This window comes from Thermoanaerobacter sp. CM-CNRG TB177 (assembly GCF_018588165.1).
Taxonomy (GTDB): domain Bacteria; phylum Bacillota; class Thermoanaerobacteria; order Thermoanaerobacterales; family Thermoanaerobacteraceae; genus Thermoanaerobacter; species Thermoanaerobacter thermocopriae.
In genome coordinates, this window is the sequence record NZ_JAFCAC010000086.1 from 29,669 (window position 1) to 52,709 (window position 23,041).

General features: G+C 32.5%; 20 protein-coding genes. 5 read left to right on the forward strand and 15 right to left on the reverse strand.

Going from position 1 to position 23,041, the window contains the following annotated elements:
- Nucleotides 1–14: 14 nt before the first annotated feature.
- From I4N53_RS10475 to I4N53_RS10495, 5 genes are all read right to left on the reverse strand, one after another.
- The gene (locus I4N53_RS10475) at nt 15–1,160 is read right to left on the reverse strand and encodes a sugar ABC transporter substrate-binding protein (RefSeq protein ID WP_214496189.1); all 1,146 of its coding nucleotides are present in this window, start codon (nt 1,158–1,160) and stop codon (nt 15–17) included.
- A 174-nt stretch (nt 1,161–1,334) separates the two neighbouring features.
- Nucleotides 1,335–2,414 (reverse strand): substrate-binding domain-containing protein, encoded by a 1,080-nt coding sequence (locus I4N53_RS10480; protein ID WP_214496190.1) that lies wholly within the window; start codon nt 2,412–2,414, stop codon nt 1,335–1,337.
- Complete coding sequence (locus I4N53_RS10485; RefSeq protein ID WP_012994402.1) at nt 2,404–4,017, reverse strand: response regulator; 1,614 nt, start codon at nt 4,015–4,017, stop codon at nt 2,404–2,406. Before I4N53_RS10485 ends, I4N53_RS10480 begins: the two co-directional genes overlap by 11 nt.
- Nucleotides 4,010–5,518 (reverse strand): sensor histidine kinase, encoded by a 1,509-nt coding sequence (locus I4N53_RS10490; RefSeq protein WP_214496191.1) that lies wholly within the window; start codon nt 5,516–5,518, stop codon nt 4,010–4,012. The genes I4N53_RS10485 and I4N53_RS10490 overlap by 8 nt, the downstream gene beginning before the upstream one ends.
- Nucleotides 5,519–5,527: 9 nt before the next feature.
- Complete coding sequence (locus I4N53_RS10495) at nt 5,528–6,535, reverse strand: sugar-binding protein (RefSeq protein WP_214496192.1); 1,008 nt, start codon at nt 6,533–6,535, stop codon at nt 5,528–5,530.
- Nucleotides 6,536–6,784: 249 nt separating this feature from the next.
- Between I4N53_RS10495 and I4N53_RS10500 the strand changes: the two genes are divergently transcribed.
- Complete coding sequence (locus tag I4N53_RS10500; RefSeq protein WP_214496193.1) at nt 6,785–7,213, forward strand: PPC domain-containing DNA-binding protein; 429 nt, start codon at nt 6,785–6,787, stop codon at nt 7,211–7,213.
- 12 nt (nt 7,214–7,225) lie between these two features.
- On the opposite strand, the gene I4N53_RS10505 is transcribed toward I4N53_RS10500, so the two are convergent.
- The 4 genes from I4N53_RS10505 to I4N53_RS10520 form a co-directional block, all read right to left on the reverse strand.
- Complete coding sequence (locus I4N53_RS10505) at nt 7,226–8,293, reverse strand: NAD(P)/FAD-dependent oxidoreductase (RefSeq protein ID WP_214496194.1); 1,068 nt, start codon at nt 8,291–8,293, stop codon at nt 7,226–7,228.
- Nucleotides 8,294–8,295: 2 nt separating this feature from the next.
- Complete coding sequence (locus tag I4N53_RS10510; protein WP_003867070.1) at nt 8,296–9,396, reverse strand: NAD(P)/FAD-dependent oxidoreductase; 1,101 nt, start codon at nt 9,394–9,396, stop codon at nt 8,296–8,298.
- Nucleotide 9,397: 1 nt separating this feature from the next.
- Nucleotides 9,398–9,856, reverse strand: coding sequence for a hypothetical protein (locus tag I4N53_RS10515; protein WP_003867071.1), 459 nt, complete (start codon nt 9,854–9,856; stop codon nt 9,398–9,400).
- A gap of 87 nt (nt 9,857–9,943) precedes the next feature.
- Nucleotides 9,944–10,879 (reverse strand): L-lactate dehydrogenase, encoded by a 936-nt coding sequence (locus I4N53_RS10520; protein ID WP_003867072.1) that lies wholly within the window; start codon nt 10,877–10,879, stop codon nt 9,944–9,946.
- Between the two features lie 293 nt (nt 10,880–11,172).
- Here I4N53_RS10520 and I4N53_RS10525 point away from each other — a divergent pair, with 293 nt between their 5' ends.
- A complete protein-coding gene (locus tag I4N53_RS10525; RefSeq protein ID WP_214496195.1) occupies nt 11,173–11,919 on the forward strand; it encodes a DUF881 domain-containing protein in 747 nt (248 codons plus the stop codon).
- A 107-nt stretch (nt 11,920–12,026) separates the two neighbouring features.
- Here the strand turns inward: I4N53_RS10525 and I4N53_RS10530 are convergent, their stop codons facing one another.
- The 4 genes from I4N53_RS10530 to galT form a co-directional block, all read right to left on the reverse strand.
- Nucleotides 12,027–12,647, reverse strand: coding sequence for a DedA family protein (locus I4N53_RS10530; protein WP_003867076.1), 621 nt, complete (start codon nt 12,645–12,647; stop codon nt 12,027–12,029).
- Nucleotides 12,648–12,730: 83 nt separating this feature from the next.
- Nucleotides 12,731–13,897 (reverse strand): glycogen synthase, encoded by a 1,167-nt coding sequence (glgA, locus tag I4N53_RS10535; protein ID WP_214496196.1) that lies wholly within the window; start codon nt 13,895–13,897, stop codon nt 12,731–12,733.
- Nucleotides 13,890–15,467, reverse strand: a complete 1,578-nt coding sequence (locus I4N53_RS10540) for a hypothetical protein (protein ID WP_214496197.1) — start codon at nt 15,465–15,467, stop codon at nt 13,890–13,892. The genes glgA and I4N53_RS10540 overlap by 8 nt, the downstream gene beginning before the upstream one ends.
- Before the next feature lie 25 nt (nt 15,468–15,492).
- Nucleotides 15,493–16,458: a galactose-1-phosphate uridylyltransferase gene (gene galT, locus I4N53_RS10545; protein ID WP_012994389.1), complete on the reverse strand. Its 966-nt coding sequence runs from the start codon at nt 16,456–16,458 to the stop codon at nt 15,493–15,495.
- Between the two features lie 330 nt (nt 16,459–16,788).
- Here galT and I4N53_RS10550 point away from each other — a divergent pair, with 330 nt between their 5' ends.
- The 3 genes from I4N53_RS10550 to I4N53_RS10560 are packed head-to-tail and all read left to right on the forward strand — an operon-like array spanning nt 16,789 to nt 18,082.
- Entirely contained in the window at nt 16,789–16,965 is a 177-nt protein-coding gene (locus tag I4N53_RS10550) for a MarR family transcriptional regulator (RefSeq protein ID WP_012994388.1), read from the forward strand.
- Nucleotides 16,966–16,981: 16 nt separating this feature from the next.
- Nucleotides 16,982–17,416, forward strand: coding sequence for a Fur family transcriptional regulator (locus I4N53_RS10555; protein ID WP_012994387.1), 435 nt, complete (start codon nt 16,982–16,984; stop codon nt 17,414–17,416).
- 3 nt (nt 17,417–17,419) lie between these two features.
- Nucleotides 17,420–18,082: a peroxiredoxin gene (locus tag I4N53_RS10560; RefSeq protein ID WP_003867082.1), complete on the forward strand. Its 663-nt coding sequence runs from the start codon at nt 17,420–17,422 to the stop codon at nt 18,080–18,082.
- 224 nt (nt 18,083–18,306) lie between these two features.
- On the opposite strand, the gene I4N53_RS10565 is transcribed toward I4N53_RS10560, so the two are convergent.
- Both I4N53_RS10565 and I4N53_RS10570 read right to left on the reverse strand, forming a co-directional pair.
- A complete protein-coding gene (locus I4N53_RS10565; protein WP_012994386.1) occupies nt 18,307–21,840 on the reverse strand; it encodes an SbcC/MukB-like Walker B domain-containing protein in 3,534 nt (1,177 codons plus the stop codon).
- Entirely contained in the window at nt 21,821–23,038 is a 1,218-nt protein-coding gene (locus I4N53_RS10570) for an exonuclease SbcCD subunit D (protein ID WP_012994385.1), read from the reverse strand. Before I4N53_RS10570 ends, I4N53_RS10565 begins: the two co-directional genes overlap by 20 nt.
- Nucleotides 23,039–23,041 lie beyond the last annotated feature (3 nt).

The following is a 23,041-nucleotide window of genomic DNA, read 5'->3' on the forward strand; positions in this document are numbered from 1 at the left end:
TTACACCTCCAACATTATTTAGGCCAAGTAAAATCGCTTTCTTTGTAATATCCCGAATCTATTAAGGCTTGTTTTACATTATTCTTATCTACTACTTGTACAGGAGATGGTTTAGAAGGAACATCTTTTACACCATTATTATAAGTTTTTGTAGATTCTGGTGTTTTTCCGTCTAAATATGTCAAAGCAGCATTTATTGCATCCTTAACAAGAATCCTAACATCTTTGAAGACAGTCATAGATTGTTTGCCATCAATAATGTATTGAATAGATGGTTTTTCAGCATCTTGCCCAGTAATTACATAACTTTTAATGTCCGGATCTGCTTTAAAAGTATCTGCTATTGACCTTGCGGTACCGTCATTAGGAGCAAGTATAAATACATTACCCTTTAAATCTTTTGTTGCCTTAGCAAGGTTTGCCTGAGCAAGGTTTTTAGCAGTATTAAAATCCCAATTTGTAGTAATTTGTCCTATAATACTTGCCATTTCATCACGAGTTAAGTCTTTTTTATCTTTTAATGCAACTGCTTTGTCAGAATTTGCAATTACAAAAGTACCATCAGCGATCTTTGGCTGTAAAACTTCCCATGCTCCTTGGAAGAATAAGAAAGAGTTGTTATCAGATAAAGCACCAGCATAGAGATATAGAGGATTGCCTTTACCTGTTGCATGATCAACTAAATATTGACCTTGTTCTTTACCTACCTGTACACTATCAAAAGTGACATAATAATCTACTGCATCTGTGTTAAGTATTAACCTGTCATAAGATATAACCTTTACACCTGCTTTTTTAGCTGCCTCTGCAGAAGCTGCTGCCGCATTTGCATCGTGAGGGCACAAAATAAGTACTTTTATACCTTTACTTAGCAAAGTTTCTACATTAGCTTTTTCTTTAGCAGGGTCACCTTGGCTGAAAAGAATTTCAGCAGAATAAGGGGTATTCTTTAATGCATCCTGAAAGCGTGTCTCATCTTGAATCCATCTGGGTTCATCTTTTGTCGGTAATACAATACCAACGGCCAATTGTTTTTTCTCAGAAGTTTGCTCTGAGGAATTAGAAGTTTGTTTTGAGGAAGAAGAACAACCACCAAGAAAAGCAGATACTAACAATAGGAATGCTATTACTACTACTATAAGTCTGCGCTTGTTACTCATTGTACATTACCTCTCCTTTCTAAAATTTTATTTTAATAATTAATTCTACCTCCCCCCTCAAATTGCCTCTGGAACTTTTTTTGTTATCCTTTACTTTTTTGGCAACTTAAATTTTTTAACTTACTTATCTGTAATTTTTTAAGACAAAAAAATACAGGCTTAAAGCCTGAATAATCATTTAGCAACATTTCTGTATACCTCATCGCGATTGTGAAAACCGTCTTTTATTACAGTATCATCTATATTAGTTTTATCAACAGCAATTGGTTCAAGAACATAATAAGGAACGTAATATTTCCCGTCATATATGGTATTTTTAACGTCTAATTTTTCACCTCTCGCAAGTTTCATAGCCATTTTTGCTGTAGCTTCTGCCAATTTATCAATTGGTTTGTACACTGTCATAGCCTGAGTTCCTTCCACTATCCTTTGACATGCAGCAAGGTCAGCGTCTTGAGCTGCAACCAATACTTTTCCCGCCAATCTGTGCTCTGATAAAGCCTCTATAATTCCTCCCGCTAAAGCATCATCCCCCGCTATTACGGCATCAATTTTCACACCCTTTTGCAGCAGTTCATCTGTAGAATTAAAAGCGTATTCTGTCATCCAATTAGGTGCCCAGTCTTCTTTTACAATTTTTATATCTCCACTTTCAATTCTGGGCTTTAGAACACTGTCATATCCTTCCTTTATCATTTTTGTGTTGTTATCCGTCGTAGCACCATTTATTATTAAATAATTCCCTCTCGGTACTCTTTTCACTAAATATTCCGCCATCAGTTTCCCAACTTTTATGTTGTTAAAAGATATATAAAGGTCTACATTTGATTTTGTAACAAGCCTGTCATAGGATATCACTTTTACCCCTTCTTTTTGTGCCAATGATACCGCATAAGAGGCTTTTTCAAGGTCATTTGGAACAATGATAAGTACGTCAATTTTTTGGTCCAAAAGGTATCTCACCTGTTTTAATTGGTCTTGGTCATCATTATTAGCGTTTTGTACCAAAACCTCTGCCCCTAATTCCCGTAATTTTGCCATTACTATATCTCTATCTTTTATCCATCTTTCTTCTTTTAAGGTACCAAGAGAAAAACCAATTTTAATTTTGTGCCCTTTTTTATCTAAGTTAGAGTTTACACTCTTTACCTCTCTATATGCTACTACATGCTTAACAGTCAAAAAAACTAAAACACCAAAAATAATCATCAGGACAATTGCTACTATCACTTTGATTACATTTTTACTCTCCACCAACTACACCCCCTTTTTTGTAAATAGCCAATCTGTACTCTGTAGGCGTCATCCCTGTAGCTTTTTTAAATATCTTGCTAAAATAATTTGGGTCGCTGTAGCCAACCTTGTAGCACACTTCTTTTATGCTTACACTCTCATCCTCTAAAAGTTCTCTGGCTTTAGTTACTCTCAAATTTGTCAAGTAATCGACGAAATTTTTTCCAGTTTGATCTTTGAAAAATTTGCTGAAATAGTGGTAACTCATATTAACTTCTTTTGCAACGTCATCCAGTGTAATATCTTTGTTGAAATTGTTCTCTATAAATCTAATTATTTTTGTCATAAGGGTATCCATTTTTTCTTTGTTGATAGTTTTTATGCTGTCGAATAGATTTTTCAGAGTGTTGATAAATATAAACTTTATTTTGTCAACGTCGTTTATTTTTAAAATTTCTTCCAGTTCTCGGTTTTCGATAAATTTTTCCTCCTCAACATAATAGGAAAGATTCCTTTTAATAACACCGATTATTTCTATAAGTTTGGACTTTATTTTATCTACATCCTCTTGGTATTCCAAAACCATCCATTCGTAAATTTCATTAAATATAGTAAAAGATCCTTGAAGGTCTCCAGCCATAAGCCTATCAATAAAAAGTCTTTCTTTATTAATAGGATAAGGCTTAAATCTATTCTGTGGCATTGCAATATCATCAAAATGTGCAATCAGTTCATTTTTTTCCATTTTTAATGCCATTTCTGCTTCATAATAAGATTTCAAAATATTTTCGAAATTGTAAGCTCTACCTATTCCAATCCTGTAAGGAATTTTCACTTTTTGGTTTATAGCTTCTATTATTTTCTGCGCTGTTTCTATAGAATCATTTTTAATCTCAAATGAATCTTCCTCCACCACAGGAAAGTACACAAATACTTTGTCAATAAAAAAGTAACCTACCAAACATTTTTTTATATTTTTTACAATTGTTTTAAAATGATCATAAAAATTCTGTTTATCTATGCTTAATTTTAGAGTTTGACCTTTGAGGTTGTTGTCAACATCATCTACTGTTACTATCATAGCATAACCACGTTGTAATTTAATTCCAAATATTTCTTCATAAAAGGACAAGTCATCATAGGTTATACCACTAAAAAGAGTAGTATACAAAAATTGCCCTTCTAAATAAGGAATAATTTTATTGAGTTTCTCCTTTAACTCTAACTCCTTTAACATTGCCTCTCTTCTTTTTTCAATCACCTCAATAGCTTTTTTTATAGCTTCTACAACTTTATTTCTATTAAGAGGTTTCAAAAGATAATCTAACACTCCAAGGTCTATTGCCTCTTTCGCATAATTAAAATACTCATAAGCGGTAATAATAACAAAAATTATGTCCTTATGCCTTTCTTTAATTTGCTTTATGGCTTCAATTCCATCTATTCCTGGCATCTTTATATCCATAAAAACTACATCAGGTTTTAAAATTTCCACTTTTTCAATGGCTTCTCTTCCAGATTTAGCAAAACCAATTATATCAGCTTTTACATCATTCTTTTCTATGATAAATTTAATTGAATCTATAACTATTTGCTCATCATCCGCAATAAACAATCTAATCATTTTCTTTATCACCCTTCATTAAAGGAATTTTTAAAGTAACTTTTGTTCCCTCTCCTATTTTGCTATCTATCTCAATTACATCTTGTATAGCAGAAATGTTATAAAAAAGCCTTAGCCTGTTTATGATATTGTGCAATCCAATACCTGTAACATGCTTTTTGGACAAATCCTCATAGTCTGCTGATAATATTGCCTTTACTTTTTCTTTGCTCATTCCCCTCCCATTGTCAACAACTTCTATTAAAACTTTATCATCATCTCTTTTTACGGTAAGTTTAATAAAGCCTCCTTCTTCTACATCCTCTAATCCGTGAATAAAAGCATTTTCCACTACGGGCTGAATTATTGTACAAGGCATTTCTACATCTAAAACCTTTTCATCTACTTCTACTTTAAAATCAACTCTGTCTCCAAATCTTGTTTTTAAAATGTACATATATGTCTTTACATTGTTTATTTCGTCTTGCAATGTAACTGTAGTATCCAATTTTTTTAAATTATACCTAAAAAGCTTTGCAACGTTTTCTATAAACTCCGAAGACTTATCTGCCCCCTCCATCATTGCCAATTGTGCAGCTGCATTTAGGGTATTAAATAGAAAATGAGGATTTATCTGGGATTGCAAAGCCTTAAGTTCTGCCTCTTTTAAAATATTTCTCATCTTGAGATTCTGCATTTCTTGCTCTTTTAATTTTTTCTCCACTTCTGCCTGATTTTTTATTTCACCTATATAATTTCTTATACTTACCACCATCTTATTAAAAGCTTCTGCAAGGATGCTTATCTCATCGTTTGTCTTTATTTCTACCGGTCGTACATCAAAATCTCCTTTTGAAACTCTCACTGCCAAATAAGAAAGGTCCATAAGAGGTTTTGTAATTCGATAGGTAAAAAATATTGCAAGAAATATGTTAAAAAGAATAGAACCTATTATTAAAAACACATTCAAATAGCTTATAAACTCCATGTTCTTTGATATAGAAGCGTACTTTAAAGAGCCCTCTTGCAATTTGCTGTTAAGAAGATTGTTAATGTAGAGTTTTATATATTCGCTTATTCTAATGGACCTCGTAAAATGCGCAATGTATTCGCTGCTTATCCTACCTCTTTTAGCATTTATTGCCGCGTCAGTTTCATTCAAAAGACTTTCAATCATATTTCCTATATCCTTTAACATTAAACCATCCTGGTCATAGTTTTTTTCATTTAAAATAGCGGAGGCTTGTTCTTGAAGCTTGTTATAGAGAGTATAATAATTTAAAAGGGCATCTGAGGATTTGGTAGATAAATACTTCTCCACTTCTGTTTCCAGCGTGTTTACATCGGCATTTAAATTGTTAAGGTATATATAATCCACAAAAATTGATTTTAAACGATTTATAACTGACTTCGCATTATAATACGAATAAAAGCTTGTGATACCCATTAAAACAGTGATTAGGAGGTAATAAACTAACAATTTTCGCCTTATGCCTGTAAATCTCCACACATCTTTCTTCATCCCATCACCTTACTCCATTAATTGTATTCTTTTGAAATATTCCTTGACATTGTGCTTAGTAATAACATTTACTCCTATATCAACAAATGTAGAGACATTATTTTTTTCTTTAATTTCTACCATAGACTTTACACTTTCATATCCTATTCTATAAGGATCACTCATAACTGTGCCGTATATTATTCCTTTGTCGATATACCTTAAAATATCCGCAGTATCTCCATAACCTACAATCGCTATCTCTCCGACTTTGTTAAAATCAACTATTACTTGTGCAGTACCAATGGTATCTACAGAATCTGTAGTATAAATAGCATTTATGTTTTGCTTACTGCTTATAATTGACTGAGTAATCTCTTCTGCGCTTAAAGTACCTAATTTTGAAGTGTAAACTTTTACTACTTTCATTTGAGGATAATCCTTTATGGCATCTAAAAAGCCATTGATTTTCAAATTTTGATTTACAGTGTCTAATTGATAACCATTGCTGACGATTATAGCAATGTTAGCTTTTCCTTTGGTCGCTTTAATCATAAGCTTTCCGGCTTCTTCACCTAATTGAAAACTGTTAGTACCTATAAAAGCCTGTCTTTTGCTATCTTTTGCGTCATTTTCTATAGTAATTACTGGTATCCCTTCTTTATAGGCCTCTTCAATCAAGTCTACAAATTCTTTACTGTTGGAAACATGAGTTATTATGCCATCAACTTTAGACAGTATAGCAATATCCAAATACTGAAGTTCCTCTTGGATGTTATTAAATTTAGGAGCATTAAATTCAATTGCAACATTGTAACGTTTTGCAGCATCCATGGCTCCCATTTTCACTTCTTTCCAAAAAGGATCTACAGAATTTTGAGCTACCATATAAAAGTGATATTGTGATGTTTTTGCAAAAATAGGTTCTTCTACCTTTTCAAGCTTATACAAAAAAATGCTCAATGCTGCTATCAAAATCACCAAAATCAAAATGACCTTGTCTATTAACCTAAAAAAGTTCTCATTTAACGTTTTCATAAAGCTTACACTATTTCCTCCTTACGTTTCTTTTACACTAATAATAAAATATTGACGATTAAATATCAACTTAAAATTATTAAGTAGTTGTCACACAAAAATTGTCTACTTTTTTATATTTATTCGCTAAATTTTTCAAAAATCCTTTATTGAAAAAATTTAAAAATGAGGCGCAATTTGCAAATTCCAAATCTAAGCAAGTTTATGATATAATTATATAAAAAATAAAAGTTAAAAGGATGTGGTTTTATGGGGTATAAAAGTGTATCAATTGAAAGAAGATTTATAGGAAGATTTCAATACGGGAAAGACCTTTTAGAAGAAATTAATAAAATCATTACCAGTGAAAATATACGTTCTGGTGAAATACGCATAATAGGTGCTGTATCAAAAGCAGTATTTGGCTACTATGATGCACAAAGCAAAAACTACATATACATATCAAAAGACGAGCACATGGAAATACTAAATGCCACAGGAAATATTTCAGTAAAAGATGGCAAGCCCTTTGCTCATGTCCACATAACATTAGCAGATAAAAACGGAAACGCTTTTGGCGGTCATTTAATGGAAGGGACAATAATATTTGCTGCAGAATTCGTAATAACAGATTACGGTGACAATAAGCTGGAAAGAGTTTACGATGAAACAACAGGACTTCAATTGTGGAATATTTAAGGCCCAGTTTAATCACTGGGTCCTGTTTGTTATTTTCATAAGAAAATGTAAATATTTTATGACATCTAAATTAGTTTTGTACATCACTCTTTTAACTATAGGATTTTCAATCACTTTTACTACCCTATCATAGTCTTCATTTTTTATGCTATCCATCATCTTCCTAAAATCTATAAGCTTATCAACTCTATCTGTTATTTTTTTTACTTTTTTTTCATAATCTTCACCATGTTTTATTGATTCTCCCGCATAGACTGCGCTCTCCACTGCGTTTAAAAGTCCAAATCCTAAAAAAGGGTCTAAAAATCCCCCTGCATTTCCTATTAGATACATATTGTCTATTTGATGTCTATCTGTTATACTGATGTCCAATTGCGTTTCAAAAGTTTCTATCATCTCATAATTTAATTTTTCTTGATACAAAAATGTATGCCACATATTTTCAATCTCTTCTTTTTGCGTATAAGTAGCCACAAGAATTATTGAAGCTTTATTTTTACTAAGAGGTACAAGATAGCCAAAACCTGACCTTGCATATAGAGTGTTAAGCCATAAATGCACAGTATTAGTCTCAAAATCCCCTAATGCAATTCCTCCTTTAATCCTTGAAGAAACTACATTTTTAACTTCGGTAAGTTGCTTTGCTATCATACTATTTCCTGTAGCAACTACCACATAATCATAAGATTTGGCTAATTCCCTATAATCCGCATTTATATTAAAATTTATTTTTGCATTTATTTTTTTTGCCAATTGGTTTTCTATGCTTTCCTGTTCTTGTCCCCTTTTTACAATATATCCAAGTTGTTTACCTTCAATGAAAGCTTCCCTCTTTGGAGATTTGATAACTATCTTTCTTACTTCATTTAAAGGTTCAATTAAAATTCCAAACTCTTTAGCTATAAACTTAAGAGGATCCTTATAAGGTCTATGCACAATCTGCAATAACAATTCTCCATAAGAATACAGGCTTCCAATTGTATGTTTTCTTTCGTAAATATCACAAGGTACACCTAATTTCTCGAGAGTATATGCACAACATAGGCCTGCTACTCCTGCTCCAATTATTGCTACTCTCATTTTCATACCTTCTTTCTGTGTTCATAAGGTTTATTATTCATTTTATTTATTGCATATTTCATAAAAATAGAGCCATATTTTATAGCATTGAAATTAGTATTGTAAACAAGTTTTTTCACAGGAGGAAAAGTAAGAATTTTTATAAACTTATCCAACTTATCATTGTCCATAAGGTCTAAAGCTTTTCTAAATTCCAACATCTTTATATTTGCTTCAGACAAAAATCTTATTTCTTTTTTAAAATCGACTCCCTCAGCTATACTTTTTGCTGCTATAGCTCCACTTACAGTTGAGTTAAAAGTCCCAAACCCTAAAAAAGGCTCTATCGCTCCTCCTGCATTCCCAACAAAAAGCAGATTTTCATATTGATGTGGGAAACAATTACCCGAAATATGCTCCAAATCCACCATATTTACAATATCCACATTCATCTTTTCTACCTTTAGAAATGTATCCCAATAATACTGCAACTCTTCTTTTGAAATATAAGGTACTACCATAGCTAAGACAGCTCTTTTTTCATTATAAGGCATGAGATATACATAACCGCTTTTAGTGTAAAGAGTGTTTATCCACATTAAAAGAGTTTTCGTGTCAAAATTCCCTAAAACATTTGCTACCCTCACCCAGGTCGTCACCAACTCTTGCCAACAACCTAATTCTTTTGGAATCTGCGAACTTCCCGTAGCAATAATGACATAATCGTAATCATTTTTTAACTTCTTATAATCAGCTTCTATATTGAAATTAACTGGTATTTCTAACTTATTATACAATTGATTTTCAAGAGAGTTTGCGTCCTGTCCTCTTAAAATCATATACCCAAGATTACTCCCAGTAACAGAAGCTGTTACAGTTGGCCCCTTCATTACTATTTTGTCAATGGTGTTAATTGGTTTAACTTCTATTCCATAAACATTTTTAAGATGATGAAGCGGATCCTTTATAGGCCTATTTATCACTTTTAATAACCCCGCAACATGGTTAAATAATTCACCTATTTTGCACTTTTTTTCAAAAATATCTGGTGTAATGCCATACCTTTGAAAAGTAATTGCCGCAGCCAGCCCTGAAACACCAGCACCAATAATAGCCACTTTCATATTAACTCATCTCCGGTGTATTTAAAACTGTGTTATTTGGAATAGAAGGTTTCGATTCCAGACTTTCAATCTCCATTTGAAGAATAGAAATAAATCTCATAACATCATCCCTCATTTGAGTAAACAACTGTCTAACGTAAGGATTAGTAATATTCACAACAGTTTCATTATAAAAGGCTTGAATATTAACTAAATTTTTTAATAAATCTTGAAGCATGTCTAAAGGCTCTTGAGACATATTTTTTTTGACAAGGGAATTAATATGCATAGTCTTTTGTGCCTTTTTTATGTCTTCTTTATGATTTTTTATCATTATTTCAATTTGCTTTAACAATGCTTTTATTTGATTATCTACTGATTCTTTCCCATATTCTCTTACTTTATCCAACAGTATCTTTTCTAAATTTTGTGCTTCAACAAAGGCACTTAAAATAATCTCCTGCTGAGTTATTTTCTGCACGACTATCACACCCTAAAAAATCATTATTTTAATTATTATATTTTCACGCTGTGACTTTTTATATACAAAAAAAGAGGGTTTCCCCTCTTATATATCAAGCTCTTGTATTACACTTTTGATAACTTCGGCTGATCTTCTAAAAGCAGCAATTTCTTCCTGTGAAAGTGGTAATTCAAGTATATTTACGATTCCATTTCGTCCAACAACGGAGGGAAGGCTCAAAGCCACATTTGTAACACCATATTGGCCGGTTAGCGGAGATGACACAGTCAAAATGGAATTTTCATCTCTGAAAATAGCTTCTACGATTCTTCTTACTGCGAGAGCAACCGCATAATATGTCGCACCCTTTTTTTCTATTATCGTATAGGCAGCTCTTACAACATTATTAAAAATCTCCTCTCTAAAATCTTTTTCACATGCTTTTCCACATAAATTGCAGTAATTATCAATTGGTATGCCTGCTATGTTCGTAATGCTCCAAGCTGCAAGCTCAGAATCGCCATGCTCCCCAATTATATATCCGTGTATATTCCTCGGATCTATGTTACAATGTTTGCTTAAAAGATATCTGAATCTCGCACTGTCGAGAACTGTGCCAGACCCCAATACTCTTCCGTATGGCAAGCCAGATATTTTATAGGTAACGTATGTAAGAATATCTACTGGATTTGTAACTATAAGGTATATTGCTGTGTCATTTACTTTAATAAGTTTTGCCACTATGTCTTTAAAAATCATCGTATTTCTCTTCACTAAGTCAAGTCTGGTTTCTCCCGGTTTTTGTGCTGCTCCCGCTGTAATGATTATTATGTCAGAACCTGAAACATCACTATAATCTCCCGCGTACAATTCAACTGGACTAATAAACGGTACGCCGTGGCTTATATCAAGAGCATCGCCTTCTGCTTTGTCTTTATTAATATCTATTAATACAATAGTTTTGGCAATCCCACTCAAAGCCAGTGTGTATGCAGTAGTAGCACCGACAAATCCAGAACCTATTATAGATATTTTGTTCATAATACTCTCTCCTTTTCAATATTAATTTTCTGTTAATAAAAGTTTATCAGATTTCAAAAAATAGTCAAGTTTATTTTTTCTCTAAATTAATTAATATATTCACGTTTAAAATGATTCCTCTGGGGAATATTAAGGCTTTTGTAACCTTCTTGTAATAAAAACTTAATAATTTCTTAATAAATTTTAACATTTTCCATGTTATAGTATTTATAGAGTAGCATAGTTATTTACAAAAGCAACATAAGCTGAAACCAAAAGCAAGACGAAGACGTCTTTTTATATAGAGAAAGGATGTGGAAAAATTGAAAGGAAAGGTATTGCAAACTTTATCTTTTATGCTTGTATTTATCGCAATGGGCTTAATGATTTCTATTCAATTTAAAACTGTTCAAGGTAGCAATAGAACCTCTACCCCTACTGTAGCTACAAATTATGCAAGGTCAGAAGAACTTACTCAGCAGCTCAAAAAAGCTCAAGAAGAAAAGGCAAATTTAGAACAGCAATTAGAAGAACTCACTAAAAGATTTAAAGAGTACGAAGATGTTGCATCAAAAGATGATGCCGCTTTAAAAAATCTACAGCAGGATGTTGAAAAATACAAAATTTTAGCAGGACTTACAGATATGGTAGGCCCAGGAGTTATAGTAACGGTAAATGACAGCGACTTACAGCCTCGAGACGGGGAAGACCCTAATTTGTACTTAGTCCATGATGAAGATTTATTAAGTATTGTAAATGAATTGAAAGCGGGTGGAGCTGAAGCAATAGCTATAAACAACCAAAGAATAATTGCAACATCTGAAATACGATGCGTAGGTCCAACGATAATCATAAACTCTACCAGGTATGCTCCTCCTTACGTAATAAAAGCAATAGGAGACCCTGACACATTGCAAGCAGCTCTTAATTTAAAAGGCGGAATAGTAGATACTTTAAGATTTTATGGTATTAAAGTAGACATACAAACTTCTGATAAAATAGTGGTACCTAAATACAGTGACCCTATTAAATTCTTTTACGCTAAACCTGTGACTCCCTAAACTCTCTTACCTTTTAATAAAGGATAAACTTCCGACACATTCTCTAAACTCATAGCATATATCCTCTATATCTAAAAGATCAGATACATTTGCTATCTTCTTAATAGTTACGTTAGATACTTTTCTTTCATCCAAAGGAGTACCTTCCAAACTACATATAAAAATATCATAAAGCCTATTGTGGAAGCAAAATACACCCAAGGCGGTTGGCTCTTTCCGAAAAAGTTTATGTTAATCAATTGTTTTGCAGCAAGATAAGACACTACTGCCCAAAAAGTAGACCATATAAAATCAGCAATAGCAGAAAACACCACATACACAGTAAAATTCATACGCGTTATTCCCGAGGCCCAAATAGCCGGGGTCCGCGGAAGTCCTATTAGCCTACCTAATAAAACCGTAAATCCTCCATATTTAGCAAACCATTTATCCATAGCTTCAAGGTCTTTTACTGTTATTTTTAGATATTTACCGTACTTTTCAACAACAGGCCTACCTTTATAATAGCCTACCAAATAAGCTATCACATTTCCTGTCACATTTCCTAATGCAGCGATGACTATAACATAAAAAAGGTTCATTTCCCCCTTTGAAACCAAGTACGCTGCAGCGAAAAATAATATTTGCACTGGTCCCGGCATTCCAGTTCCTTCAATCATAAGCCCTATAAAAAGCGCTATGTAGCCATAAATTATTACCGAATTATAAAGAAAAGATTCTCCTTCCATGGCCACACCATCCATTATTTTTTTAAGTTTATTATAACACAAAAAAACAAAGCAGGGAAATTGTCACCCCTGCCTTAGCGCATTTATTTTTTATATTTCTCTATTACACCTTTATACATCTCATAAGTCTTTCTAGCAATACTTTCCCAACTAAACATCTCTTCAACACGTTTTCTCCCATTTTCTCCAAACTTTATAGCTAAATCTTTGTTATTCAAAAGTATGTTTATATATTTTGCCAATTCTTCAGAATTGCCTGGTTCTACAAGGAATCCTGTCTCTTCATGAACTACAACCTCTTTAATTCCTCCTGTAGCACTTGCCACAACAGGAGTTTTACAAGCCATTGCTTCTAAGTTTATTATACCAAAAGGCTCATAAATAGAAGGACAAACAAAAACTTCAGCATTGCTGTACAACTCTATAATTTCTTCTTTTTCTACCATTTTATTTATCCAAATAATATTGTCGTAAAGTTTAACCTTTTGCTCTACTTCTTCTAAAACCTCTTGTGTATCTGGAGAACTAGCACATAGTACAACCTTTATATCCTTAGGTAGATACTTTACTGCATCTATTAAATAAGTAATGCCCTTTTGCCTTGATATTCTTCCTACAAAGAGAATGTATTTACCCTCAATTCCATATTTTTTGCGAGCAATATTTCTATCTGTTTTCTGGTATTGGTTCAAATCTATGCCGTTATATATAACTTCAGCTTTTTCTTCTGGAATATTGTAATACTTCAATATATCTTCTTTCGATCCTTGTGATACTGCTATAACCCTATCAGCGGCTTCAATTCCTGTTTTTTCCATCCAAGAACTTAGCTTATATCCATTTCCTAACTGTTCCTCTTTCCATGGCCTTAAAGGCTCAAGGCTGTGAATTGTAACTACAAGGGGTTTATCATACAATTTTTTAGCTAAAAAGCCCGCCATGAAAGTATACCAGGTATGGCAGTGTAAAATATCTGAGTCTATCTCATCTTTCACCATTGCCAAATCTATGGAAAAAGGCCCCAAAACTTTCTGATATCTTGGATCTGAATTTTCCTTTAACTTATCCCACTCTTTATATCCACGGACTTTTACATTATCAGCCGTATAATCTTGGTCACCAAAGCATCTCACATCTACTTTCATCAGTTTAGACAGTTCCCTGACAAGATAATCTACATGAACGCCAGCTCCACCGTAAATATTAGGTGGGTATTCATTTGTAAACATTGTAACTTTTAACTTATCCATAATTTACCTCCGATCTGTGCTTTTCTAATTTCAAATCCTCAATACACTCTAAAATACCTTTTAAAGGTATTCTAAACCAAGAAGGTCTATTATTTACCTCATAAATTCCTTCAAAAAGAGCTTTATCTAATTTAAAAATAGCTAAAGCCTTATCAAAGTTTTTACCTTCTGGTACAATGTCTGGTGCTTCCCTTGTCACCAATTCCAAATAGTTTTCCACAAAGGTCTCTGTGACAGCTTTTTCCCACCATAATAGCGCTTTTTCTATTTTTTCATCCCGAAACTTACCTTTTGCATTAAGATAATTAAAATAAGCAGCATAAGCAGCATAACTAAAAGAGCGTACCATGCCTGCTACATCTTTTAAGGGAGATATTTTTTTTCTCCTCATCTCAATAGGTTTTGTCGGTTCCCCTTCAAAATCTATTATCACATATCCCTCTTCAGTCTTTAAAATCTGCTCTAAGTGTAGGTCTCCATGACATCTTATATATTTGCCAAGAACAGCACTATTTTTAAATTCTTCTAATTTGCTCATTAAAAACTCTTGTTGCTTTATAATCTCTTCTATCATAGAAGTTATTTGTTCATCAAATGTAGATAATTTTACAAAATTTAGAAGTTTAGTAAAATTATTTTTTATACTTTTTACTATTTCTTCAACATCTGATATTTCCACATTTCTTTTAGCAAAATCTTCTTTATCAATATAAGACAACTTAATATGCATATCGGCAATTATCCTTGCTATCTCTCTTACCTCTTCAAGATAATCGCTCAAGTAGCCTTCTACGTAACTTTCCTCAATTTTATCATAATCGGATAAAGTAGAAATTACAGAAGACAGATACTCTTGAGTATATTGCCACATGTCTCCCATGTTTTTTATGTGTTCCACTATTATAGCGACAGTGTACCTTTCTCCGCTACTGTCTTCATATAAAAAATATCCTCTTATATCTTGAACATTTCCAAAACCTGCATTTTTAAGTTCAAAAGTCATCTCAAGGTCAGGATTAACTCCTTTTACAAATTTCCTATAAGTCTTTATTATTTCATTTTTTTGTAAAAATGTTAAACTATTACTAGACTTATTACTCAGCCTTCTTGCACTGTATATATCGTCTTTTTTAAGGTTATAAGGAATTAATTTGGCACCAGACTCAAATTTTATAACTGTTTCTTCATTTAACGCTTTATTTAAAAACTTAACATAATTTATATCGTCGATTCCATCATATATAAAAGCTTTTAAATTTGGACTCTCAATAATATCTATTAAATCATTATTCCTAAAATAAGGAGTTATAATTAAAGGTACATAATAAAGCAACATAATCTCCTTATTACTCGTTGAAGCTTTCACTACAAAAGCTATAATAGCTGCAATTATGACCTCAGCTTCTTTTTTAGACAATATTGCATAATCAAATAAAAATATATCTAAAATATCATAAGCCTTTTCCTGAAACCACCTAAACTTTTTAAAATTGTCTTTATTTATATTTTTAAGTATATCTTTCAGTTTTGTAGGTATATCTTCAAAGTTGAAAGTTTTACTAATATACATTTGACCACTTCTTTCAATAAAATTTTTATATTCTTAAAACTGATGCTGCCAATTCTGGTGGCACTGGATTTATATAAACTCCTGTCCCTAACTCAAAACCAGCTGCCACAGTAAGCCTTGGGGCAATTTCAAAATGCCAATGGTAATTTCTTGTATCATAAATTGGTAATGTATGAACCACAATATTATATGGCGGAAAGTTAAATTCTCTCTCGTACTTTACTATAAGAGTCTTCAAAATTTTAGTCAAACTTGCAACATTTTCTTCTTTTAACTCTTCAAATCTCTCTTGATGCTCTTTGGGTATTATCCAACATTCATAAGGATATTGAGATGCATAAGGAGCAATAACAATGAAATTCTCATTTTCACTTATTATCCTTTTACCTTCTTCTTTTTCATATTTGACAATTTCACAATAAGGACATTTGCCTTTCTTCTTAATATATTCTTGTGTACCTGCTACTTCTTTTTCTACTACATCTGGAATAAAAGAAGTAGCTATAATTTGCCAGTGCCCGTGTTCTAAGGAAGCTCCTCCTCTTGCCCCAAAATTTTTAAACACCTGAATGTATTTTATTTTATCGTCTTGAGCAATTTTTTTATAACGCTCAATTATTGCCATAAAAACTTTTTGCATTTGTTCTAAAGATAAACTTCCAAAAGTTACATCGTGTTCTGGTGACTCTACTATCACTTCCGCTACACCATAGCCATATTCCGCTTTATAAAGGGATGGTGCCTCAAAACTCTTTAAATCTGTGTTCACTGCTGCAAATTTATTTTCAAATCCTCTGACTAACCAGTTCCCTTTTTTATCCTTAATTTCAACTAAAGTAGGAGGAGTCATCTCTTCGTTTCCTGGGCAAAAAGGACAAGTATTATTTTTCTTTTCCTCATAGTTTACATTGAAATCATGAGGTCTTTTACCTCGCTCTGTAGCTATAATCACCCTTTTACCAGTTATAAGGTCATATCTTATTTCGGACATTTGTAAGACCTCTCCTATTCTTTTTAGTAAATGCAATCGAATGCATCCAACATTAAAAAAAGAATTTGATTAATTTTGACAATTAATCAAATCGGGGAGAAATGTCAAGAACTTTTATGCAACCGAATGCATTCTATTACTATAATATACTTTTCCTTTAAAATTGTCAATGTTTTTTTGAAGATTACTTCTCTGTATTTAATAATCCTCCTTTAAGTGGTAAAAATAAAAATAAATTTTTAAAAAAACTGTTGACAAAAAAGAAAATTGATATTATAATAAAATTGAAATCAGTACAAAATTAAATTTAATACAAACGAGGTGAGATAAATGGAAGTAAAAGAGTTAGTGTTAAAAATTTTAAAAGAATCCTCTGAACCTTTAAGACCAGGAGATATTGCACAAAAAGCTAATTTAGACAAAAAAGAGGTGGACAAAGCTATAAAAGAACTTAAGAAAGAGGATCTGATAATTTCTCCCAAAAGATGCTACTACGCAGCAAAATAATCGTGAGAAAGAAGTAATGAAAATGACTTATACAATAGAGCAATTAAAAGATTATTTAAAGAGACATGATATAAAACCTTCTACTATAAGGATAAAAGTATTAGAATACCTTTTAAACAATAGAATACACCCAACAGCTGATGATATTTATCAATACTTAATAAATGAAATACCAACCCTTTCAAAAACCAGTATTTACAACACATTGGAATTGTTTATGGAAAAAGGAGTTGTAAATGCTCTATCTTTGAAAGAAAAGGAATTGCGATATGATATCAATGTTTATTTTCACGGACACTTTAAATGTGAAATATGTGGCAAGGTATATGATTTTCCTGTATCAGAGGAAATTATAAATGTGGAAGAATTAAAAGGATTTGTAATTAAAAATGTCGATATAAATGTTTATGGTATATGCAAAAAATGTAATGAGAAAAATAAGGAGGCTTAAAAAATGGAGGAAATTAGAATGAAATTATTAGGAGAAAAATTCCCATCTATGGAGGTAGTAACAACTCAGGGAGTAAAGAGACTGCCTGAAGATTACGCAGGAAAATGGTTTGTGCTTTTTAGCCACCCAGCAGACTTTACACCAGTTTGCACAACAGAATTTGTAGAATTTGCAAGGAAAGCTAATGACTTTAAAGAATTAAACACTGAATTAATAGGTCTTTCAGTTGACCAAGTTTTCTCCCATATAAAATGGGTAGAGTGGATAAAGGACAACACAAACATAGCTATTCCTTTCCCAGTCATAGCCGATGACTTAGGAAAAGTCTCTAACCAATTAGGAATGATTCATCCAGGCAAAGGCACCAATACTGTAAGAGCAGTATTTATAGTAGACGACAAAGGAACAATTAGACTTATAATGTATTATCCACAAGAAGTTGGAAGAAATGTGGATGAAATATTAAGAGCATTAAAAGCATTGCAAACAGCAGACCAATACGGCGTGGCACTCCCTGAGAAATGGCCAAATAACTACTTGATTAAAGACCATGTAATAGTCCCACCTTCCACTGATGAAGCTTCTGCAAATGAAAGAAAAGAAAAAATTAAATCAAAAGAAATTGAAGCTTTTGACTGGTGGTTTGTACACAAGCCTTTGAAATAAAGGTCACCCATAAAATATCCCTTCTTTTCGACAGCGACGACCTCTTTAACAAAGTAGGTCGTCGCTTTAATTTGTTGACAAATGAAATCTTTATGAGAGTAAATAAATTCGTAACCCTTTATTACATAGGCAAAAAAAGAAGTAGAAAAGATTTTGGAAGTAATTGATTGAAAAAATAGTAACTAAAAAAGTGTAAAGAGAGAAGAGAGATTCCTTCTCTTTATTTAACTATACTCTATCCTCACCTTACTTCCTTCTCCTGCAGTTGAGGGAGGAATTATGATAAGTTTTACAGGTACCCTATTCTTTAGCTCTTCAACATGGCTTATTATACCTACAACCATCTTATCATTGCGAAGTCTTTCTAGGGATGTCATAACCACATCAAGAAGTTCTGAATCAAGGCTGCCAAAGCCTTCATCCAAGAAGAAAAATTCTAAAGGCGCCCTACCTTTTAATTGTATGTGAGAAGAAAGTGCCAAAGCTAAAGAGAGAGAAGTCAAAAAAGTCTCTCCCCCAGATAAAGTGTCAACAGACCGCCTTGTCCCCCCATTAAAGTCGTCCCTCATGACAAAATTATTGTCAGAGTCCAATTCTAATGCATATCTTCCTCTTGTAATTTCTTTTAGCCTTTTAGAAGCAGAAAAAGTAATAAGCTTAAGTTGCCTTGTAGCCACAAACTCCACAAAATGATTCCCTTGAAACAGTTTATCCAAATCTTCTAACATATCTAATAACTGCTCTAGTTCTTTCTTTTGCTCAGTTAATTCCTCTACTTTTTGGAGATTATTTTGTATATCTTCAAGTGTTTTTTGTGTAGCACCTATCTCTTTTCTTTTTTCAGTTAAGGCTTGTTCTGTCTCTTTGATTTTTTCTTCTAAATTTCTCCAAACCTCTTCTTCAATCCTCTGCCCGTTCAAAGTAGAATCCAACCTCTCAATGTTTGAACATATGGATATATACTCATTTTCAAAATTTTTTATCTCCTCTTCCAAGGACTTTATCGTACCTTCATCTAAAAAGCATTCCATAACTTCTTTTTCATCCTTAAATCCATTTTTCGAAATAGAAGCATTAAGTTTTTCAAACTGATCTTTTAACATATTGTTTAATAAAATTTGATTTTCTAAAGCTGATACTTTTTTGTTTTCTGTCTCCTGCCTCTTCTTTTTCTCATTTTCAAACTGCTCTTTTAATATTTTTTCTTCTTTCAATATATTTTCTCTTTCTCTCTGTACTTCCTTTAAATAATTCTCTATTTCTTTGCCTTCTGATAAAATATCTATTTCTTTTTGTCTTTCTTGGAGGTACTTTGACTTTTCTTTGCCTATCTCAACAATCTGAGCTTTTTTTATTAAAAGTTCATTAATCTTATTTGACAAAATCTCTTTTTTATTCACCAATTCCTCCAGTTTCTTCTCTAAAAGTTCACTTTCCTTCTGAAGCTTTTCTACTTCTCTATCTTTTTCATTTATTTCTATAACCTTTTGTTTAAAATCTCTAATCTCTAATTCTGTCCTTAAACTTTCTAATTGGTCTAAAATACATGAATATGCTCTACTAAGCTCTTCTACTGATACTTTCAACTCTTTTAGAGCTTTGACATCCTTGCCGAGGCTTTCTTTTAGTCTCGCTTCCTCCAAATCTAACTGTGCCTTTTCTTCTCCCAGCTTTTTAAGTAAAGCATTTATTTCCTCTTTTTCTTTATTCCATCTTTCTGTTTTTAATTTCGCCTTCTCAAATCTAAGTTGCAACTGCCCTACATTTTGTTCAAAGGCTTTTATATCAATACCCTTTAGTTTTTCCTCTAATCTATCATATTCCTTTTTATGAAATTCTTCTTTTGCTTCTAAAGCTACCAACTCCCCTTTTAATTTAAGAAGCTGGTTTTGAAATTCTTCAATTTCTCTTTTAAAAATCTCCTCAAAAGCTCTTTTTTCATTTATTAATTCTTCATCTATTTTTTGAGCCAATTTTACATGATGGACTGAGCCACAAACAGGACAAGGCATTCCCTCTTCTAAATCTTTTGCCAATTCCCCTGCTATATTTTGTCTTTGAATCTCTTCTATTTCTTTAGTTAGATTTTCCAATTGTTTGCTTTTTGTTTTTATGTCATCTTCCAGTTTTTTTATTTGCTCTTTTAATTTCCCTTTTAAATCAGAAATTTCATCTAAAATTCCTTTAATGTTTTGCCTTAACTCATCATTTTCTTTTGCCTCTAAAAATTTACTTTTTTGTTCTTCCAACTGCTGCTGCATGATAAGAAGTTCATCGCTAGTCGGCGGCATATGACCTTCAAGATTTCTAATTTTTTCTTCTAAAGCTTGTATTTCCTCCTCTTTTTGCTTTATCAGATTCTTAAGTCTTTCATGCTCTTTCTGTTGCCTTTTTATAGCTTCCTCCAACTCAAAAATCTTTACCTCTTTTTCCCTCTTGTCTTTTTCGATTCTCTCAAATTCTTTTTGGACTTCTAGCGCAGAGAATATTTTTTCTCTCTGCCCAGAGCTAATTTTTAATTCTTCTATTTTTTTGTCTTTATCTTCTAATACTTTTTTCGTAATCTCTATATCATTTGATAATATTTCTAATTCCTTTTTTAGCTTTTCAATTTCTTTCTCGACAGCCCTGTATGTCTTTAAAAGCTTCTCTCTTTCTTCATTTATCGTCTTAACTTCTTTTTGAATTTGCAAAGCCCTTTTTAATTTCTCTTCTTTCTCAATCAATAAAGGTATTTTTTCTTCTTTTTTTTGTAATGCTATATCATATTCCTTTTCAATCTTTTTAAGATTTTCTTCAATTACCGTCAATTCTTTTGTATATTTTTCTACTTCTTCTTTATTTTGAGCTATCTTAGAATTAGTTTCATTAACTGCATCTATATAAGGTTTTACTGACAAGGCCTTTTCTGCTTTTTTAATTTTTACTTTCTTTCTCTCTATCTCTTCAATTTTTCCTTCTAAAAGTTCCTTTTTTTGAAGATATTGATTTAATTCTTGCTGCTTTTCCCATATTGCTTTTAATTTTTCTTTTTCTAAATCCAACCGATTCTTTTCGGCGGCTAATTTTTCTTCTTGCCCTTTAAGGATTTCCAACTTCTTTGTCATTTCCTGCAAAGCCTCAGAAGATACTCCCTCATAACGGCTGAGTTCTCCACTTACTCTATTTAAAATAAGATTCTTTTCATTTTTTACTTCTCTAATTTTTTTAAGCAAGTTATTGCCGTACTTCTCCAATCCAAAAATTCTTTCTAACATATCTCTTCTATCTTTACCTGTCAACTTTAAGAAATCACTAAACTTTCCTTGAGGCAATACCACAGATCGCGTAAAGTCTTCAGCTGTAAGACCTAATATTTCAGCTATTTTCTTTTGTACTTCTCTATCTCCTTCACATAGAACTTTTTCTCCCTTTTCCCCCATTTCTCTTATTCTCGCTAAAGTAGTTTTGTAACCGCCAGTTTTCAAATCTTTTTTTATATTTCTTTCTACTATATACCTCTTTCTTTCGGCACCAATTCCTATCTCAAATTCATAACTTACCGATGTAGAAATAGAGTTGGTGTTTATGAATTCTCTGCTGTTTCTAGGAATTTTCCCATACATTGAAAGAGTAATAGCATCAATGATAGTAGATTTGCCACTTCCAGTCGGACCAAATATTCCAAAAAGTCCTCTTTCAGTAAGACGCTCAAAGTCTATAACTTGTTCTTCAACAAAACTGTTAAGTCCTGATATTCTAAGCTTCAAAGGTCTCATCTTCCTCATCCTCTTCTTTTACTATACTCACAAAAAGGTCTATAAGGTCTTGTGAAGGAGTTACTCCTCTTTCTTTTAAGTAAAATTCTTCAAAAAGTTCCAGCATGCTTTTTTCGGTTATTTCATAATCTTCTACTTGAGCTTCATCTTCTGGCAAAATAGGTTTTATTTCAACTATGTTCGGCAAAATTTGTTTCATTTCTTTTATCTTAGAAGGTGGCAAAGGAGAATCTGTCTTTATTTCAAAATACGCCCATATATTTTTATCTTGGTATTCTTTGCAAATTTCAATTGCTTCATCAATATTGTCGCACTTAAATATTTCTATAGGTTTGTAATTTTTAAAATAAACCTCTTTCACTATAGGGGAGGTGCCAGCCTTTATGTCTACTAAATAAGCACATTTGGAATGGTTTATCTCGCTTTTGCTGTATTGAAGGGCTGAACCTGAATAATAGGCGTTTAGTGTAGAAGAAACTTTTTGGGGCCGATGAAGATGTCCTAATGCGATATACTGAGCTTTTTGTGGAAGATGTCTTATTTCCACAGCAAAACTTCCCCCTAATTGAATAGGTCTTTCAGAACCAGCCTCCTCCCCTCCGGAAACAAAAATGTGGGAGACTGCTATATTTATAGTGTCATCCCTGTACTTTTCAGAAAGCCTTTTAAAAATTTCTCCAATTCTCTCAGAGTAACTTTTTTGCCTCTTACCTTCTTCCATTTCCTCTGTGAAAATTTCATTTAATCTTTTTTCACTGGGATAAGGAAGGGCTATAATTACAGCTTTTTCACCTTTTATCTCTATTTCTAAGTATCCCTCTCCCGAATCTAAAATTTTAAATTTTCCAAAGTCTCCCTTGTGAACAATACTTTTAGGAGTACCTAGAAGTATCACTCCGTGCTCGTAGGCAAGAGGACTTGCTGCAGAAAGCCTTTCAGGGTTGTCATGATTTCCTGCAATAACCAAAATCACTCTCTCGCCACTAGAAAGCCTTTTTAGGGTGCTATAAAAAAGCATCTCTGCCTTCGCAGGAGGATTTGAAGAGTCGTATACATCTCCAGCAATTATAACTAGGTCTACATTGTTCTCTTCTACAATTTGCACAAAATCTTCTAAAAATTTTTCCTGCTCTTCCATCCTTGAAAAGTTTTCAAGGCTTTTACCTAAATGCCAATCAGATGTATGTAAAATCCTCATTTT

What these genes read in the sequence shown, in the direction of transcription:
- I4N53_RS10530 (WP_003867076.1), bottom strand. Translation starts at nt 12,647, where the DNA reads ATGGAAGGAGAATCTTTTCTTTATAATTCGGTAATAATTTATGGCTAC.
- I4N53_RS10475 (WP_214496189.1), bottom strand. Translation starts at nt 1,160, where the DNA reads ATGAGTAACAAGCGCAGACTTATAGTAGTAGTAATAGCATTCCTATTG.
- I4N53_RS10565 (WP_012994386.1), bottom strand. Translation starts at nt 21,840, where the DNA reads ATGAGACCTTTGAAGCTTAGAATATCAGGACTTAACAGTTTTGTTGAA.
- glgA (WP_214496196.1), bottom strand. Translation starts at nt 13,897, where the DNA reads ATGGATAAGTTAAAAGTTACAATGTTTACAAATGAATACCCACCTAAT.
- I4N53_RS10510 (WP_003867070.1), bottom strand. Translation starts at nt 9,396, where the DNA reads ATGAAAGTGGCTATTATTGGTGCTGGTGTTTCAGGGCTGGCTGCGGCA.
- I4N53_RS10540 (WP_214496197.1), bottom strand. Translation starts at nt 15,467, where the DNA reads ATGTATATTAGTAAAACTTTCAACTTTGAAGATATACCTACAAAACTG.
- I4N53_RS10520 (WP_003867072.1), bottom strand. Translation starts at nt 10,879, where the DNA reads ATGAACAAAATATCTATAATAGGTTCTGGATTTGTCGGTGCTACTACT.
- I4N53_RS10555 (WP_012994387.1), top strand. Translation starts at nt 16,982, where the DNA reads ATGAAAATGACTTATACAATAGAGCAATTAAAAGATTATTTAAAGAGA.
- I4N53_RS10495 (WP_214496192.1), bottom strand. Translation starts at nt 6,535, where the DNA reads ATGAAAACGTTAAATGAGAACTTTTTTAGGTTAATAGACAAGGTCATT.
- I4N53_RS10560 (WP_003867082.1), top strand. Translation starts at nt 17,420, where the DNA reads ATGGAGGAAATTAGAATGAAATTATTAGGAGAAAAATTCCCATCTATG.
- I4N53_RS10500 (WP_214496193.1), top strand. Translation starts at nt 6,785, where the DNA reads ATGGGGTATAAAAGTGTATCAATTGAAAGAAGATTTATAGGAAGATTT.
- I4N53_RS10550 (WP_012994388.1), top strand. Translation starts at nt 16,789, where the DNA reads ATGGAAGTAAAAGAGTTAGTGTTAAAAATTTTAAAAGAATCCTCTGAA.
- galT (WP_012994389.1), bottom strand. Translation starts at nt 16,458, where the DNA reads ATGTCCGAAATAAGATATGACCTTATAACTGGTAAAAGGGTGATTATA.
- I4N53_RS10570 (WP_012994385.1), bottom strand. Translation starts at nt 23,038, where the DNA reads ATGAGGATTTTACATACATCTGATTGGCATTTAGGTAAAAGCCTTGAA.
- I4N53_RS10505 (WP_214496194.1), bottom strand. Translation starts at nt 8,293, where the DNA reads ATGAGAGTAGCAATAATTGGAGCAGGAGTAGCAGGCCTATGTTGTGCA.
- I4N53_RS10485 (WP_012994402.1), bottom strand. Translation starts at nt 4,017, where the DNA reads ATGATTAGATTGTTTATTGCGGATGATGAGCAAATAGTTATAGATTCA.
- I4N53_RS10490 (WP_214496191.1), bottom strand. Translation starts at nt 5,518, where the DNA reads ATGAAGAAAGATGTGTGGAGATTTACAGGCATAAGGCGAAAATTGTTA.